Below are 17,037 nucleotides of genomic sequence, written 5' to 3' on the forward strand. Positions count from 1 at the left end.
TCCTTTTTCACCTGCTTCTTTAGTTTTCGCTATTAAATATAATATCGGAGCCAACTGCCTGCTCCACTGACTTCTTAACATTTAAAATTCCCATACCAGTATTGCCTGTTACCCCTGGAATTGGAATAATAGCTGGTAGGCTTTCCGTACGATAAGTATCTATCTGAGCTTCTAACTCCGCCTGTAAGCTTTCTGTGATATATATTACTGCATATTGACCTCCGGCCAGCCTTTTTAACATTTTACCTGCTTCTCCCGGATCATCTACAGGATAAGTATCAAGGCCTAGCGCAGCAAATCCATAGATACTATCTCGATCTCCAATTACTGCTATCTTATACATATGTCTCCCTCAGCCTTTCTCGTATCAAATTCTCTGAAAGATCATTTAGCTTCCCTGACAATAAGATTCTTACTGATTTCATTTCAGATTCCCTGCCAAGTATAAATGCTGCAAGAGGTGATATGGTAAATGGATTATATCTTTGAGGCTTAATGAGCTCCATAATCCGGTTATCACACCAACGCTCAAATGCAGAAAGAGATTCCTTTAAAGCTGCTACTGCATCTGAATATATTGTAGATGACAGATATTCGTGAATTGCCGATTCCGAATCAAGGGCGGCTTCTGTCAGCCTTTGAATGTCTAAAGTATCACATTCTGCAAGAGCCCTTTGAAAGAAATCTATCCCTTTTCTTGTCTTATTCCCTCGGATCGCTATGTTTATATTGGATGCAACCACTTTAAGTTCTGCAAATCCTGCTAATACTTCATTATCAGATGCCTTCCCTCTTTTATATATCGCTTTAAGAGCCGCTTTATCTATAATAACATCACAAAGTTGTCCATCTCCTGTATGAAACAGAACTTGGTATGCATCCCTGGCAGCTTCTCTCATATGATCTGGCAGAGCCTCAAAATCATTCTCTTTTACACAAGTATATAGATCTTCAACTTTCACGGTACCATGGGATAAATAAATATTGGGGATTTCAGTGCCTACATATGCTTGTTTAATTGCTGCTTTTAAATTATGATAATCGTTGGCATATAAGAAAACATCAAATACAGAAATATCATCAACGAGCTCTTCCATAAGCTCCCAAGTTTTCTCATGTTCAAATCCTAGAATTTCTTCTGCTGTTTTCGTATCCTGGTTTCCCCATCCCTTTTCCTGTAAAAGACGAATACACTCATCATAACTTTTACTGGCAATGAGCTGTTCCAAAATCTGATTATTTAGTAACGTCAGCTCTTTTGAACGGATACGCGCAACGGCATAAGTATATTGATTTTTAGCCATGTAATCGCTCCTTCCTTTCTGTTTCATTCAAAAAGCAATGCACGTACTTTATCCTGTAAGTTTTCCTTAGCAGCAAAAAATAATGCATCAAAGGAGCAGTTAACTTCAACTTCGCCATATATTAATATAAATCCACCATTAATATCACTTGTTTCTTTCGATATTTTTAAAGCGGCTCCTATTTTATCTGTTAACGTAGAATTGATAAAATCTTCAAACTGTTCTGGTAAACGTTTAAAATCTTTTTTTGAAAACAGAATTTGACCAGCCTCAGGTAGTGCATACCTTTTAATCATTGATATAATAATTTTAAAATATTCCTCATCCGAAAGATCTAGTAAATAATTTTTTGCATCCAGTATAATATCAGTAATAATCTGTTGTTTTGCTTCAAGAATCAACTTTTTTTCCTGTAGAGTGGCTGCAGATTGTGCTCGACTTATACTTGCTTTTACACTTAGTTCGGATTGTTTCTTTATTTCATCACATCTTTGCTTTCCTTCTGCCTCTGCATCTGCAATTATTTTTTCAGCTTCTCTTTTTGCCTCATTGATTACAGCCTCTGCATTAGCAACAGCATTTTCTTCGATGTGTTTTAAGATCTTGTCTAGTCCAGTCATCTTCAAACTCTCCTAACTATTATATGCTTAAACCACCAATTCCTACGACTGCTAAAATTGAGATAAGTAATGCTAAAATAGCATAAGTTTCAACCATTGCAGGGAAAATCATCGCTTTACCAAATTGTTCTGGTTTCTTTGCAACGACTGCTATACTTGCAACAGAAGCACGTGCCTGACGTATTGCTGAAGCATATCCAACAATTGCCATAGGCATACATGCACCAAAATATAAAAATCCTTTTGCAAGTGAAATATCTGCATTACCACCTAATATACCTATCTGAGATAAAGTAATGAATGCAATTAAAAGACCATAGATACCTTGAGTACCTGGTAGAAGTTGAAGAATTAGAACTTTACCAAACTTTGAAGGATCTTCTGTAATAACTCCTGCTGCCGCTTCACCGCCCATGCCAACACCTTTTGCTGAACCAATTCCTGATAATAACGCTGCTAATACAGCACCTAATAAAGCAAATACAATTCCTAAATTATTCATCATACGTCTTCTCCTTGAATTTATAATATTTTGTCTTAACATTAAAAGGGTTGAACTTACGTCCTCCACCTTCAAAAAACTTACCAAAGAATTCTACATATTGTAAACGATTTGTGTGTACATAAGCACCTAATGCATTAATGCCAATATTAAGTGTATGACCAAAAATAAATACAATGGTAAATAAAATTGCTCCAGTAATACCACCGCCAGCCATACTTCCCATTTTATTTATAACTGTACAGATAACTCCTGTTGCCAGCCCTAATGCAAGCAAACGGGAATAAGAAAGTACATCACTTAAATATCCAGTAATTCCATATAGTGCATATAATCCTTTTAAAAAACGTTTAAATGGATTACGTGATTCTCTACCATTTGTTAAGATGATTATAATTGATGCGACCACTGCAAGAACGCCTGATATTTTTCCAACAACAGGTGGCAGCGTAAAACCAATTCCTAATATATCGACAAATAGTTGAGTTGATAACAGAACTAATATAGAACTTATAAGTAATAGGTACCATGATACCACATCATAAAAAGCATCTTTATATTGTTTTAGTTTAAAACTTTGGTGAAGCTTCATCCCCAGACCTGCAAACAAATGAATCACACCCACAACCATAGAAAATGTTAACATTCTCATAGGTTCATTTACAGGATAGAACCATAATGCAGGAATAGTTTTATGGACTCCAAAGAACGTCTGTGAAACTACATCAACTACGTCCCCAAAATAACTGCCAAACATAACTCCCCAGAAAATAGTAGAAATTCCGCAATATAAGAACATTTTTAAAGAATTCTTAGTATTTTCTTCCATCTTTTTATATTTCAATAATAAGATACCGCATCCAAGTACCATAATTACACCATATGCTGCATCCGAAAGCATTAATCCAAATAGCATATAGTAAAATAATGACATGATCATAGTTGGATCAATTTCTCCTTTACCAGGAGGGCTAAACGCTTCAACTACTCCCTCCAGAGGTGCAGAGAATGAATTATTCTTTAATACAACCGGTACATTATCATCTTCATCAACAGATTCAAATTCAATTGCAACATCAAAATTATCACCAAAAGCTTTCTCAACCAGAGGGGCATCTTTTTGTGCTATATAACCTGTTAATACAAATACATTCTTAGATTGGACAAGGTTACTGATAACATCGTATTTCTCAGTTCTCATTGAATCATAATCAGTAAAGAATTGAATATCTTCTCTGCGTGATGCTAATGAAGAAATTGTCTCCTTAGCATTTTCGATTTCTTGTTTTACCAAATTTAACTGATTTTCTAATTCTTCCTGCTGCTTTACAGGCGGTTCTTTCCCTGCAGAAGAAGGCTTCGCAAATCCTATTTTCCTAAGACCTTCTAAGACCTCGTCCGATTTCTCTTTTAAACAAACGATTAAGACGCAGGTTTGTTCACGAGAGGTACTAATAATGTCAATATGCATTGGCATATATGTTGCTAACTCCTCATAAACAGTATCTAACGTCCATTCATTAGGCAGGGCACCTATAAAGACATTTGTAGATTTTGTACCTTTTAAATCAATAGGAATATCTAAATTCATCCAAGGTTTAAGAGCTTCCATCTGTAATTGGAGATTGATAACCTTCGCCTTATTTTCAGCTATTGATCTTTCAAGGGAAATGATCTGATTGATAACACGTAATACTTCATCATGTTTATCATAAAATTCATTATATAATGTTGTTGATACCTCTGTTCTTCCATTTAGAACAGAAAGCATTGATGTATCCTCTTTTGCATAAGTATCCAATATCCCAAGAGCATCATTAGCTCTATTTACATTTTTATCTAATAGAGTTCTCCCTTTTGTAACATCGGATTTCTTAAATAAGCTGTCTTCAGGAATAACATCATTCACTTCAACAACACCAAGCCTCTGTAAAAGTTCTAAAATCTGCTTACGATTTTTTTTGAGAGCGCATATGCTTATACGTTGCATTTGCAGCACTGCCATTGCACAAACACCTCCTTTATTTATAAAGTAATATTTTTTAAATTATCTCTGAAAGCACTAATTGTATTGCCTCTTTTTCCTTTCCTTTTGATAATTCTTTTAACAACATGATTTCCTTCCCGGTTCTATTGATAACCTCTTCGATCATGCTCTCTCCTTGACTTCTTGCTAATTCAAGTTCTTTACTACTTTCTGATTTTACTTCATTTGTCATGTTAGAAACAATTGTCTTTGCTTCATCTAATGCGTCATTAATAATTTCCTCACGCTTTACATAAGCATCTTTCTCTAATTTCTCTGCTTTTAGTTCAGCTTCTCTTATAGATTGAATTGCTTCTTTTGCCATCTCATCACCTCCAATATACATTATATTGGCTATTTTTGGTTGCTTTATAATTATATAACATATATACTGAATATTCAACATTTGTTGTGTTAATATTCATAATATTTTGTTATATTTAATTATCAGCAATAAATAATACTAAATTCATTTATATCAAACATTAAATTCAAAATTGTCTTTTATTCCAATTAAATTATGGTATAATACTCGCGAAGGGAATTTTGCTTTCTTGCAAGGTCAAAATCGTCCCTATAATAATTCTGACATTTACGATATTTTGGAGGTAGCCCATTGAAGGATAAAATTAATCTATATCGAAGACGCTTCATTCCAAACGAAACAATTCATCTTAAGGATGATAAAATATTATTTTTAGATGAAGATTTAATTATAACCAAATGGAATACCCTAAAACCCAGAAAAGATATTGCAAGGGGCATTTCCGCTTATTTTCTGAAAAAAGGAATCAAGGTCAGTAAAATCTATGATGAAGAAGGCAATCTGGTATATTGGTATTGCGACATCATTGATACTATCATTGATTTAAAAAATCATTCCATCATATTTAATGATTTACTTGCAGACGTAGTAATTTATGAGAATGGTTTCGTTAAAGTATTGGACATAGGAGAAATAGCAGATGCTGTTGAACAGAATTTAATTGATGGACCAACAGCCCTAAAGGCTCTCTATACACTTGATACTTTGTTAGATATTATCTATACCGATAGATTTTATACTCTCCAAAAATACATAAATGATTATGAATCTTAAATATTTTTATAACTTTTAAAAATAGGGACATTCTTTAGCAAAGAACGTCCCCCCTGTATATTTTACTTTAGATAAATATTTTATTCTTTATCCACATCTTTATTTAATTTATAGACTGCTTTCTTTAGCAATCTTGCCAATTCAATATAACATTCTTCATATTCAACAAGTGTCTTACCATAAGGATCTGTAACATCTCCAGTTTCACCAATAAACTCCTTCAATGTAAAGGCATTTAAATCAAATCCGAAGTCTTCTATCAATTTTTCTTTTTGCTGGTTATTCATTGTAAGTAACAATGAATCCTCTGTAATATCTTCTGATCTTAATAATATAGATGTATGATCTTTTATAGATAGGTGATGATTATCCATTACAATTACAGCTTTGGGGTTCGGCGGCTCAGGAAATAGCACGACAAGCCCTCTGGAAATGACTTCAATATCGCTATTTGTTTCCAGGCTTTTATATATCGTCTCTGCCATCACACTTCGACTGGTATTCGAAGTACAAACAAAGATAATCTTATCATATTTAATCATTGTGTCTCTCCTTATATAGTCCTACATGGACTATGCATTAATCACATGATGTCCAGCTGCTTTTAATAAACGGTTCATAATTGCTTGTCCAAGGCCGGCATCCCTAAAACTTTCAGTATAAATATATTCTACCTCTAGATCATCAAATTCTCTAAGCAAAGCAAACATACTTCTTGCAATGGAAGTATTATCCTTTCTGGTACCAATAGATTTTATTATCCCATAATTATAAGAATGAACCGTTTCATCCGTTGCTATAATACCAACCTTAATTCCATTTAAAACATTCTCTTTGGCTTTTTTGTTTATCTGGGATATGACATCCTCTAAATTTCCTTCAAATATTGTAATATCCCCTTTAGGTGCATAATGTTTGTATTTCATACCAGGAGCTTTGGGTTTTATGTCGCTCTCTGAGTCCAGTATCGCCTGATCAATCTCAACTTCACCGATCACCGTCTCCAACATATCCTTTGTTATAAAGCCAGGTCTAAGTATTGTCGGTATATCGGATGTTACATCAACAATTGTTGATTCTAAACCGATTCCAACCGGGCCGCCATCGATTATCATATCGATTTTACCATTAAGGTCATCCATAACATGTTCTGCTTTCGTTGGGCTTGGTCTTCCAGATGTATTGGCACTAGGAGCCGCAATATATACTCCTGATTCTTTAATCAGCGCAAGAGAGATAGGCTCTTCCGGCATTCTGATAGCAACTGTATCCAGCCCCCCTGTTGTACTCATAGGAACTTTATCGCTTTTCTTAAATATGATTGTTAGAGGCCCTGGCCAAAATGCCTCTACTAAATTTTCTGCTACTTTAGGAATTTCACTTGCTAATTCATTTAATGCATCTTTATCTGCAATATGAATAATTAAAGGGTTATCTGAAGGCCTGCCCTTAGCTGCATAAATTTTCCTGGCTGCCTCTTCATTTAACGCATTGGCACCAAGACCATAGACCGTTTCTGTTGGAAATGCTACAAGTCCGCCTCTTCTTAATATGTTAATTGCTTCTTCTAACTCTTTCGTTTCAAATTTTACTTTATCTATTTTAATAATTTCTGTATTCATAATAATCTCCACTTTTCCTTTGTCATTATAACACTCTTTATAAAACTTGGCAATAAAAGCAAGTAATATTTTACATATATTTCCTTTTGTTGTTATGTACTTAAACTTATTTATGAAGTTATTCTACTATCCCGCTAATATGTCTCATTATCCCAAGGTGGATTGCCCATGCCATTTTTTCCTGATAGACTTCATTCGCTAAAAGCTCTGCTTCCTGATCATTGGATAAGAAACCACACTCTACAATAATTAACGGACAAGATGATTTTTTTAATAAATAATAATCACTATTAGCTTTTGCTTTTCTTGTATTGTCATCTTTGACAGTTTCTTTTATCTGTGCCTGAACGATTTCTGCAAGTGCCTTACCCTCTGTGGATTTTGAATGATAAAATACTTGAGCCCCTTTATATTTCTTTTGCTCAAAACTATTTTGATGTATGCTTACTGCAATAATTGGGTTACTTTCATCCATCATGGAAATTCTTTTTCTAAGATCAGCCATTTTTTTATTACTATCAGACTCGCTATAATGCCCCATATCCTCAGTTCTTGTCATAACGACTTCTATATCATTTAATTCAAGAAAACTTTTTAATTTCATAGCAATAGCCAGATTAATGTCTTTTTCAAGTACATTATTCACACCTATTTTGCCTGGATCTCTTCCCCCATGTCCGGCATCGATTAGAACCACTAACTTCTCAGGTCTGCTTTTACTATGATTCATAACACTTTTTATTGCATCCCTGCCCTTTGTTGAGAATAAAACCATTGTTATAAAAACAATTACTAAAAATATAGTATCAAAATATTTCTTCATAGATGAATTCCTAAATAGTCTCTAACTAATTTTTAATATATTCTATGAAAGAAAGAACAAAGGCAGAACGTTAAAAATGAATGAAAATGTTTTTAAGCTCCGCCTTTGTTATTAATTTATATATTTAATAATCGTATTCCAAATGCCCTTATCTTCTAAGCCTAACTTCCACGCCGCAACTCCAGCCACATCGTTATCGCTAATTACTTTTAATTTAGCCTCTAAAGATTGTTCATCTTCAAGCCACATCTTAAATGTTGCGCCATCTTCTTCAAATTCACCGTAGTTCTGCTTTAGTTCCTCATCCCATACAATTTTTGCATCATTTCTATCAAGCACGTTAGCCGCTTCCTTCATTCCATAAGCTTGTGATGTTACCTTAACGCCTTCACCTTCCGGGGTCTCTTTCCAAAGGCGGGTAAAGAACGGAATTCCTATAATTACTTTTTCTTTTGGTACTTCTTTTAAAGTATTCTCAACACCCGATTTCACAAAATTATAAGATGCTACAGAACCACTCTTTTCTGATCCTCCATGAGTTTCATCATATGCCATAGTAATAACATAATCAACTACATTACCCTGTTCTTCTCTGTTATAATATGCAGAATATGCAGTTGGCACGTAGTTATCTACCGATAATATGATACCATTGTTTCTGCATTTCACAGAAAGTTCTCTGATAAATTGAATGAAATGAACTCCTGTATCTAATGAAACTTTCTCAAAATCAATATTAATTCCGTCTAAGTTATACTGAATTCCATATGCAATCAAATTATTAATTAGTTTTTCTCTCTTTGAAGTTACAGATAATAGATTATACATATTTATATCCGGATTAAAATCATCCACCAGAGCCCAAACCTCTATTCCTAAATCATGAGCTCTTTCTACATATCTTTCACTGGCAAGTGAAGATAGTTCTCCATCTTCGCTAATGACAGAAAACCAAGTAGGAGAAATAGTATTTACTCCTTTCACAGCTTCAAGCATATAAAGTAAATTATTATTCGCTGTCTGATTCGTTACCTGATGCCATGCCAAATTAATTTTGTAGTCTTTGTGGATGCTTGTGTACTCAGGCTCTTTAAAATTACTTTCTGTTACTTCGTAATAAGAGTTCTTTACATATTTTGTTTTAACGTAACCAATCACACCATCTTCAGTTATAACCTTGCTAAAACCTTCTACTGCACTTTCACCACTATCTACAAACTCTACTTTCTGCCCTTCCTTTAATTGAACTAAGATATCACTTTTTATATCAGGTTTATATCTTAACTGAGTTTTCTTTTTTACACTGGCATATAAATATTCTCCCCATTTATAATCTATAACAACTCTGTTGGGATCTTTATATACCTCATATTTTAGATCTGAATACATTTTAACAAAATCTAACGCAATATAAACATTATCACCATCCACTTTGGTGATGGGATATTCTACCGTATTTTTACTTTTATTAATAAAATAATCCTGACTTGCTGCATCTGATTTAATTATTTCATTAGGAGTAGTATAGATTAAAATATTTTCTTTTTCATCCCAATAAAATCTGGGATTAAGATATTCTACCACTGTATTGTAATTAATGTAAATCTGGTTTCCTTTTAGAATACCTTTGGTTTCATGTATATCATTCTGCAAAACAACTACGATTTCTTCCCCTTTTATTTGATAATAGTCAGTTAAATCCATGACTTTTTTACTAGGAGTTAATTTCTTTATTAAAATTGCTGATATCGCTATTGTTATTATAAAAAGTACTATGAGTGTTCCCATAATAGCTTGTCTTTTTCTTCGATCCATCTTTGCACCTCCACTTTAATCTTTCTTATTATAACATTGATTCTTAGAATCGTCATTAGCGAATTCGACTTTTCTCAATCAAATTTTTCTTTTACTATAAAATTATCCCTTTTTTCTTGAGGCCAATGATGAATTTTTTTTAAGGAGCTGTTGTAAATATAAATATCTTCTATAAATGTTATGAGGAAAATTAATATATTCGCAACAGCCCATTATACGATATGCTTGCTAATAATTGCTAACTTTATCTAGACGAATCTGAATGATTTTCCCCTGTTCATCAGGAATATAGTCTCTCATATAGCTGTCATCTGAAAGTATATTACAGATAAAATGATAATCATTAACATACGAACAGGTTCTATTATCAATTACAAAACTAATACCTAAATCTTGTGCCCAGATCATTTCTTCAATATTTCCCTTATAATAATTCTCATCCCTTTTCTGATGAGCGATTGTTTCCCTTATTAACATACTAATTCTCCCTCTATTTTATCTGATAATAATATCCAATTCTTTAAGATACCAATAAAACCGTTAAAATAAAACAGTGCATTTTACATTCGATAAGTAGGTCATGTTTGTGATATATTACACTAATTATCTAAAGTAATTATTTCTTCAGCTTTATTCTGTTAATCTAAGTATACAATGTCCTCATCATAATCATTTGCATTAGTTGTATGACTGCCCTCTCCCCAGGTTGCAGTGTCTTCCACTAAAGCATCTGACATATGATCCAATTTATCAATTACTTTACGATATATTGATTCTTTCAGATGAATCCCTTTATTTATGATATTTGGATCACTGTCAATTAATTTTCTAACTTCATCGTTGACTGGATAATTGGCTTTTGCTATATTCTGTGCTTCATTCAGATACTTAACCGCATAAATCACACTTCTTTCATAGTGGTATAAATCCACAAAAGCACTTGACATTCTAAGTATCTCTTCTTCCGAAACTTCAAGCCATATACAACTTTCCAGATTATTATTAGATATTGATACGTCTATCACTCTTTTCTTTGGCAATACAATAAAATCCATACCATTCTCATATGATATTCTGATATCAATGTAATCGCCAATTGATATCTTATCTGATAATTTAATATTATTATAATAATGCAGCCTTAAATCCGCTGCAATCTCTTCTCTTAATAGATTCTTAATAGGCTTTGCCTGCATTTCATCTTTTATAGTGATTTCTTCTTTATATTCTTGTCTATCCTCTCCATCAGGCTCTGCCCTTGAGTTAAAGTAAAGAATAGAAGATAAAGATATTATAGCAACTATAAATAAAACCATACCTATTATAATACCACGTCTTTTTAAACGTATCTTTCTTTGTCGTATAACTGACACATTTCACCTCCTTTTATAATAGTCAGTTATGATGGAAAGATTATTTTTTGAAACAATTCTTTGGTTTCCTTGGAAAGTAGAAGTGGATCTGGTTCATACCCAATACTATCTAATTTCAAATGTAATTCATTTGAAGCAATTTTAATATCTTTTTTTTGAGCAAAAACTATAAGATACTTCCAATATAAAAACCCAGGTAATTCTTTTTTGCTTTTAACAAACAAAAAAAGAGTGTGCCTTTTCCATTCTGTCAAACTTCCTATCACTAATTTCACATCACAACGCAAAAATTCGCTTTTATTCTTATTGAAATCCATCCCAAAATCTAAGATAAAATATTCATACTCTTCATTTAATATTTCTATAAGATCTTTCTCCCTCACATTTTTGTAATAGGTAGTAGTGTATATTTTAAACTTTCTTTTCTCATAAAATTTATCCCCATTATTTTCATATGCATACAGAAGATGTTTAATATCATCTTCTTCATTCATCTCAAGATAGGCAGTTTTAAATCCCCTGCATTTACTTAAATAGTTTGCAAGCATGATGCTGGTATGGGTCACTCCTGCTCCTTTGTGAGTTCCAATTAATCCTATGACGATCTTATCAGGGTTTTTCCTGCCCCTTATTATATTACGTATTAATATCGGGTTTTTCTTCACCCAGCAACCCCTTTTCCTGATCCACTGTATATGATCTGATTCTTTGATATATGAACTTGAATATTTTAGATTTTTTCCTATTAAAATAACTATGACCCAATATCTCCTTAATAAGTTCAGAAATACTTTCGTTATGAGTTATCTTTAGCGGATTCACTACATATGGAATTCTGCTGCAATTTTTACCATCCATAGATTTCACTGCTTCTCTAAACACTTTCCCATCAACAAAGTTAAATAAATAAGTAATATCTTTATATTCTATTAATTCATTTAACACTCTTTCTGAGTTAGAAAGTTCCCATTCCTTAGCGCCAAGAATTAAAATTCGAATATTTCCATCAAGAAAATCTATGAGATTCTCCTGGGTTAAGACCCCAAAATCTTTCACTATAATCTGATAATTTTTAAGAAGCTCTTTATCCAGCTCTTGTACTTCTGTCATATTACAGTCAAACAGGGTATAGATGTGTCTTTTCTCTTTCACATTTTTATATCTTTGGATTATGGATTTTACAACTCTATGATCATTTTGTTCCATGTAAATGCTGTTTGCTACATATTTATTAGTATAGGAAGTTATAAGAAGTGCTGTATGAGTAGTGCCGATCCTGTTTTGGGAGCCTGCCAGAGAGACAGTAAGAGATTTGTCAGATTTCAAAAGATTTGCAGCTAGACTGTTCTGCCTTATTTCTGATAATTTATTGTACAGATGTAAAACCGACTGATATCTATGTGAGGGGTAATATTTTAGACACTTATTTATAATCCCTTTTAACTTCTTGGAACAGTTTGATACTTTATCAATATTCTTAAACTCATTGATTTTCCAATCAAATGTTCTTCCAGTCACCAGATAGAAAAGTAACATTCCTATACCATATACATCACAGCGTTCATCTATCTTTCCCTTTTTATATTGTTCAGGAGCAGCATACCCTTTTGTTCCTACCGTATGTGTATACTTTTCAGGTTCTTTAAAATAGACTGCCGTGCCAAAATCAATTAATTTTAGGGTATGATTTGAAACCATAATATTCTCTGGCTTTAAATCCAAATATAAAATCGGTTTTTCATTTTTGTGTAAATATTGAATTAATTCGCAGATTTGCATTGAGAAATTAATAATGATGCTTTCTTGAATAAAACGATGATTAAGTCGAAATGACTTTAAAGATTCTCCTTCAATATATTCTTCAATAATGTAGGAACACCTGGGGTCTTCTTCAATATCATATATTATAGGAATATTTGAGTGTCTAAGATTTTTTAAAATGTAAGCTTCCCTAAGTGCATCCTTATAGAATGGATTGTCTTTTCTAATACACTTAATTGCTCTAAAAGATTCTAATTTGATATGCCTAGCAAGATAAACCGTAGCGCTGCCACCACTTCCAAGTATTTTAACGATACGATACTTGTCAAACAATATTTGCTGTATACATTATCTCCTTTCCATCAGAAATATTATCTTTTGAATCATATATCTCTTAAAAAGATTATAAACTTATTAACATACAGTTGCAATAATTTTTTAATGGTGAAAATAAACAAATATTTTGTATATGTTTGTAATATTATACCGAAAAAAGGATATCTTTTTTATACGAAACTATGTTATACTTTGTTATGTATTGTCATAATAATTTAATACTTTATTTATTGACTTTATATGGTTTTTAACTTATACTTTTTTTACATTATAATATATAATGTATCATGTCAATACTATAGACTAGAAGATGATAATATATTATATTAATACTAAGATTTAGAACTAACAATGGCTGATGCCGATTATATAAAAAGGATGTGATTCTATGAAGATAGAAAAGATCAGTGATAATCAAATCCGTTGCACTTTAAGTAAAGAAGACTTGGCAGACAGAGAACTTAGGATCAGTGAACTAGCTTATGGAACTGAAAAAGCAAAAAATCTTTTTCGTGATATGATGCAACAAGCTTCATATGAATTTGGCTTTGAAGCAGATGATATTCCTCTCATGATAGAAGCAATACCAATATCCAGCGAATGCTTAATATTGGTAATTACTAAAGTTGAAAATCCAGATGAACTTGATACCAGGTTCTCAAAGTTTTCTGAATCCCGTGACAGCGATATGGAAGATTTCGACTATGAAAATACTGAAGATACCGATAATTCTTATGCAGATGAAATTATTAATTCTTTTGCCCATTTAGATGAAATATTGGATCCTGAATCTAAGAATACCGAAGAAGATACTAACTTTATACCTCTCCCTAAGGCTTTAGGTTCCAGTAAGTCTAATAAAAAAGAAGAGGTGAAAGAAGTTACTCCGGCCATGAATCTTATGAAAGTGTATTCCTTTGATACACTTGATGATGTAATTCATTTAGCTAATATTGTTGTATTCTACTATAAAGGTAAGAATAGTCTTTATAAGAATCAGGATAATAAAAGATATTATCTAATAACTTATAAATCAGATCATTCACCAAAAGAATACAATAAAGTATGTAATATAATATCTGAATATGGAAAGATTGAACGCACTACTTATGCAAGTTCTTCTTATTTTGATGAGCATTATCAAATTATAATCAGAGATCAAGCAATACAATTATTATCTTCCATGTAGACAAAATGCCCCCTATTTGCGGGGCATTTTTTATGTAATAGGAATCCCTCTTACTTACATAAAAACCGCATCTCATTTTGTTATTGATAAATATTTTTATGTTTCTGAAAAAATACAAGAATTCTTATCATTTTAGTATCCAAAGAACTTGACGTGTATACAGTATTCATATATAATACAAAATACACAGGATATATATATTGTATACAGTATCCAAAGATTTGAAAATTATATTATTTCGGTAACTGCAGATGTGAAAATATCATGTCTGTTCATTCATTATATTATTAGGAGGTTATCTTATGTACACAGAATGGAACGGATTTAGAGAAGGAAAGTGGACTTCAACCGTTAACGTAAGAGATTTTATTCAAAAAAATTACACCATGTATGATGGTGACGAATCATTTTTAGTTGGCCCTACAGAAGCAACCAATAAATTATGGGATCAAGTATTAGAATTATCAAAGCAAGAAAGAGAAGCTGGTGGTGTTTTAGATATGGATACTCATGTAGTATCCACTATCACTTCACATGGAGCTGGATATCTTGACAAAGGTTTAGAGACTATCGTTGGTTTTCAAACAGAAAAACCATTCAAACGTTCTCTTCAACCATTTGGTGGTATCCGTATGGCCCAAAATGCTTGTCATGAAAATGGTTATGAAGTAGACCCTGAAATTGTAGATATCTTCACAAAATATCGCAAAACACACAATCAGGGTGTGTTTGATGTTTATACTCCAGAGATGAAATTAGCCAGAAAATCTGCCATTATTACAGGTCTTCCAGATGCTTATGGCAGAGGACGTATCATCGGTGATTATCGCCGTGTAGCATTATATGGAATTGACTTTTTAATTGAAGACAAGAAGAATCAGCTTGCAACTTCTCTTGTTCGTATGACATCAGATAATATGCGTCTGCGTGAAGAATTAGCAGAACAGCTTCGCGCTTTAGAAGAATTAAAAGAACTTGGTAATATCTATGGTTTTGACATTTCAAAGCCTGCTAAGGATGCCAAAGAAGCAATCCAATGGTTATACTTTGGATACTTAGCCGCTGTGAAAGAACAAAACGGAGCTGCAATGAGTCTTGGACGTACTTCAACCTTCGTTGATATCTATATCACCAGAGATTTAAATAACGGTGTTATTACAGAAGAACAGGCACAGGAATATATTGATCATTTTATTATGAAATTACGCCTTGTTAAATTTGCACGTACGCCAGAATACAATGCATTATTCTCAGGAGACCCAACCTGGGTAACTGAAACAATTGGTGGTGTTGGTGTTGATGGACGTCATATGGTAACTAAGAGTTCCTACAGATATCTTCACACTTTACAAAACTTAGGACCTGCACCGGAACCAAACCTGACTGTTCTTTGGTCAACACGTCTTCCACAAAACTTTAAGCGCTACTGTGCTAAGATGTCCATTCAATCTTCAGCAATTCAATATGAAAATGATGACCTGATGAGAGTAACTCATGGTGATGATTATGCAATCGCATGTTGTGTATCTTCTATGAGAATCGGTAAAGAAATGCAATTCTTTGGTGCCCGCGCCAACTTAGCAAAATGTTTATTATATGCTGTCAATGGCGGTATAGATGAAAAACTAAAAATACAAGTTGGTCCAAGATATCGTGCTATAGAAGGTGATTATCTGGACTACGATGATGTAATGCAAAAATTTGATGATATGATGGAATGGTTAGCCGGTCTTTATGTAAATACTCTTAATGTCATCCATTATATGCACGATAAATATGCTTATGAGAAAATCCAAATGGCATTACATGATAGAGAAGTAAAACGTTATTTTGCTACTGGTATTGCTGGTTTATCTGTTGTTGCCGATTCATTAAGTGCAATTAAATATGCAAAAGTAAAAGTGATTCGTGACGAAGATGGTATCATAACAGATTATGAAGTAGAAGGTGATTTCCCTAAATACGGTAATAACGATGACCGTGTGGATCAAATTGCTGTAAATCTTGTTCATACTTTCATGGATAAAATCCGCAAACATCATACTTACCGTGATGGCTTCCCTACCATGTCAATCTTAACAATTACTTCAAATGTTGTATATGGTAAAAAGACTGGTAATACACCGGACGGAAGAAGAATGGGAGAACCTTTGGCTCCTGGAGCTAACCCAATGCATAAACGTGATACCCATGGTGCAGTCGCATCTTTAGCATCTGTTGCAAAACTTCCATTTAAAGATGCTCAAGATGGTATTTCAAATACTTTCTCAATCATCCCGGGCGCTCTTGGAAAAGATGATCAGGTATTTATGGGAGAATTAGATCTGGATCGATTAATGGATGAGAAATAAGGTGACAATATGACAGAAGAACAACGTATAGATGACTTAATTACTATGTTAGACAGTTTTATGGGAAATGGCGGTGGACATATGAATGTTCAAGTCAGTGACTCAGAAAATATTTCTGAAGTAGCAGTTGAAACATTCAACAGCGTAATCTGCAACAATAATATGGCTTGTTCTGTCCCTACTCTTCATAAAGATATTGATGATGAAATATAGCTG

At 33.0% G+C, this 17,037-nt stretch carries 18 protein-coding genes; 4 read left to right on the forward strand and 14 right to left on the reverse strand.

Annotated features, from left to right (window positions below; all coding sequences use genetic code 11):
• Nucleotides 1-19: 19 nt before the first annotated feature.
• Genes EDD66_RS14510 through EDD66_RS14535 form a run of 6 tightly spaced genes read right to left on the reverse strand, consistent with a single transcriptional unit; the run spans nt 20 to nt 4,777 of the window.
• Nucleotides 20-343 (reverse strand): V-type ATP synthase subunit F, encoded by a 324-nt coding sequence (locus EDD66_RS14510; protein ID WP_123610304.1) that lies wholly within the window; start codon nt 341-343, stop codon nt 20-22.
• Entirely contained in the window at nt 336-1,304 is a 969-nt protein-coding gene (locus EDD66_RS14515) for a V0D/AC39 family V-type ATPase subunit (RefSeq protein WP_123610305.1), read from the reverse strand. The genes EDD66_RS14510 and EDD66_RS14515 overlap by 8 nt, the downstream gene beginning before the upstream one ends.
• A gap of 23 nt (nt 1,305-1,327) precedes the next feature.
• On the reverse strand, nt 1,328-1,924 hold the full coding sequence (locus EDD66_RS14520; protein WP_123610306.1) for a V-type ATP synthase subunit E: 597 nt from the start codon (nt 1,922-1,924) through the stop codon (nt 1,328-1,330).
• Between the two features lie 19 nt (nt 1,925-1,943).
• The gene (locus EDD66_RS14525) at nt 1,944-2,426 is read right to left on the reverse strand and encodes a V-type ATP synthase subunit K (RefSeq protein ID WP_123610384.1); all 483 of its coding nucleotides are present in this window, start codon (nt 2,424-2,426) and stop codon (nt 1,944-1,946) included.
• A complete protein-coding gene (locus EDD66_RS14530; protein ID WP_123610307.1) occupies nt 2,419-4,431 on the reverse strand; it encodes a V-type ATP synthase subunit I in 2,013 nt (670 codons plus the stop codon). Before EDD66_RS14530 ends, EDD66_RS14525 begins: the two co-directional genes overlap by 8 nt.
• Before the next feature lie 37 nt (nt 4,432-4,468).
• Nucleotides 4,469-4,777: a hypothetical protein gene (locus EDD66_RS14535; protein ID WP_123610308.1), complete on the reverse strand. Its 309-nt coding sequence runs from the start codon at nt 4,775-4,777 to the stop codon at nt 4,469-4,471.
• Between the two features lie 291 nt (nt 4,778-5,068).
• On the opposite strand from EDD66_RS14535, the gene EDD66_RS14540 reads away from it, so the two are divergent.
• Complete coding sequence (locus EDD66_RS14540) at nt 5,069-5,551, forward strand: DUF402 domain-containing protein (protein WP_123610309.1); 483 nt, start codon at nt 5,069-5,071, stop codon at nt 5,549-5,551.
• 80 nt (nt 5,552-5,631) lie between these two features.
• On the opposite strand, the gene EDD66_RS14545 is transcribed toward EDD66_RS14540, so the two are convergent.
• From EDD66_RS14545 to EDD66_RS14580, 8 genes are all read right to left on the reverse strand, one after another.
• The gene (locus tag EDD66_RS14545; RefSeq protein WP_123610310.1) at nt 5,632-6,093 is read right to left on the reverse strand and encodes an arsenate reductase/protein-tyrosine-phosphatase family protein; all 462 of its coding nucleotides are present in this window, start codon (nt 6,091-6,093) and stop codon (nt 5,632-5,634) included.
• A 30-nt stretch (nt 6,094-6,123) separates the two neighbouring features.
• Nucleotides 6,124-7,173 carry an L-threonylcarbamoyladenylate synthase gene (locus EDD66_RS14550; protein WP_123610311.1) on the reverse strand — a complete coding sequence of 350 codons (1,050 nt, stop codon included), beginning with the start codon at nt 7,171-7,173 and terminating at the stop codon, nt 6,124-6,126.
• 118 nt (nt 7,174-7,291) lie between these two features.
• Nucleotides 7,292-7,996: an N-acetylmuramoyl-L-alanine amidase gene (locus EDD66_RS14555; RefSeq protein ID WP_123610312.1), complete on the reverse strand. Its 705-nt coding sequence runs from the start codon at nt 7,994-7,996 to the stop codon at nt 7,292-7,294.
• Between the two features lie 111 nt (nt 7,997-8,107).
• Nucleotides 8,108-9,811, reverse strand: coding sequence for a glycosyl hydrolase family 18 protein (locus EDD66_RS14560; protein ID WP_243115381.1), 1,704 nt, complete (start codon nt 9,809-9,811; stop codon nt 8,108-8,110).
• Nucleotides 9,812-10,039: 228 nt separating this feature from the next.
• Nucleotides 10,040-10,288, reverse strand: a complete 249-nt coding sequence (locus EDD66_RS14565) for a hypothetical protein (RefSeq protein WP_123610313.1) — start codon at nt 10,286-10,288, stop codon at nt 10,040-10,042.
• A gap of 161 nt (nt 10,289-10,449) precedes the next feature.
• The gene (locus tag EDD66_RS14570) at nt 10,450-11,184 is read right to left on the reverse strand and encodes a hypothetical protein (protein WP_123610314.1); all 735 of its coding nucleotides are present in this window, start codon (nt 11,182-11,184) and stop codon (nt 10,450-10,452) included.
• 26 nt (nt 11,185-11,210) lie between these two features.
• Nucleotides 11,211-11,849, reverse strand: a complete 639-nt coding sequence (locus EDD66_RS14575) for a hypothetical protein (protein ID WP_123610315.1) — start codon at nt 11,847-11,849, stop codon at nt 11,211-11,213.
• Nucleotides 11,821-13,278, reverse strand: coding sequence for a serine/threonine-protein kinase (locus EDD66_RS14580; RefSeq protein ID WP_170164375.1), 1,458 nt, complete (start codon nt 13,276-13,278; stop codon nt 11,821-11,823). The genes EDD66_RS14575 and EDD66_RS14580 overlap by 29 nt, the downstream gene beginning before the upstream one ends.
• A gap of 391 nt (nt 13,279-13,669) precedes the next feature.
• Here EDD66_RS14580 and EDD66_RS14585 point away from each other — a divergent pair, with 391 nt between their 5' ends.
• The 3 genes from EDD66_RS14585 (at nt 13,670) to EDD66_RS14595 (ending at nt 17,034) form a co-directional block, all read left to right on the forward strand.
• Nucleotides 13,670-14,470, forward strand: coding sequence for an adaptor protein MecA (locus EDD66_RS14585; RefSeq protein ID WP_123610317.1), 801 nt, complete (start codon nt 13,670-13,672; stop codon nt 14,468-14,470).
• Nucleotides 14,471-14,772: 302 nt separating this feature from the next.
• Nucleotides 14,773-16,821: a formate C-acetyltransferase gene (gene pflB / locus EDD66_RS14590; protein WP_123610318.1), complete on the forward strand. Its 2,049-nt coding sequence runs from the start codon at nt 14,773-14,775 to the stop codon at nt 16,819-16,821.
• A 9-nt stretch (nt 16,822-16,830) separates the two neighbouring features.
• Nucleotides 16,831-17,034, forward strand: a complete 204-nt coding sequence (locus EDD66_RS14595; RefSeq protein WP_123610319.1) for a hypothetical protein — start codon at nt 16,831-16,833, stop codon at nt 17,032-17,034.
• Nucleotides 17,035-17,037 lie beyond the last annotated feature (3 nt).

Source organism: Mobilisporobacter senegalensis (genome assembly GCF_003752155.1).
GTDB classification, from domain to species: domain Bacteria; phylum Bacillota; class Clostridia; order Lachnospirales; family Lachnospiraceae; genus Mobilisporobacter; species Mobilisporobacter senegalensis.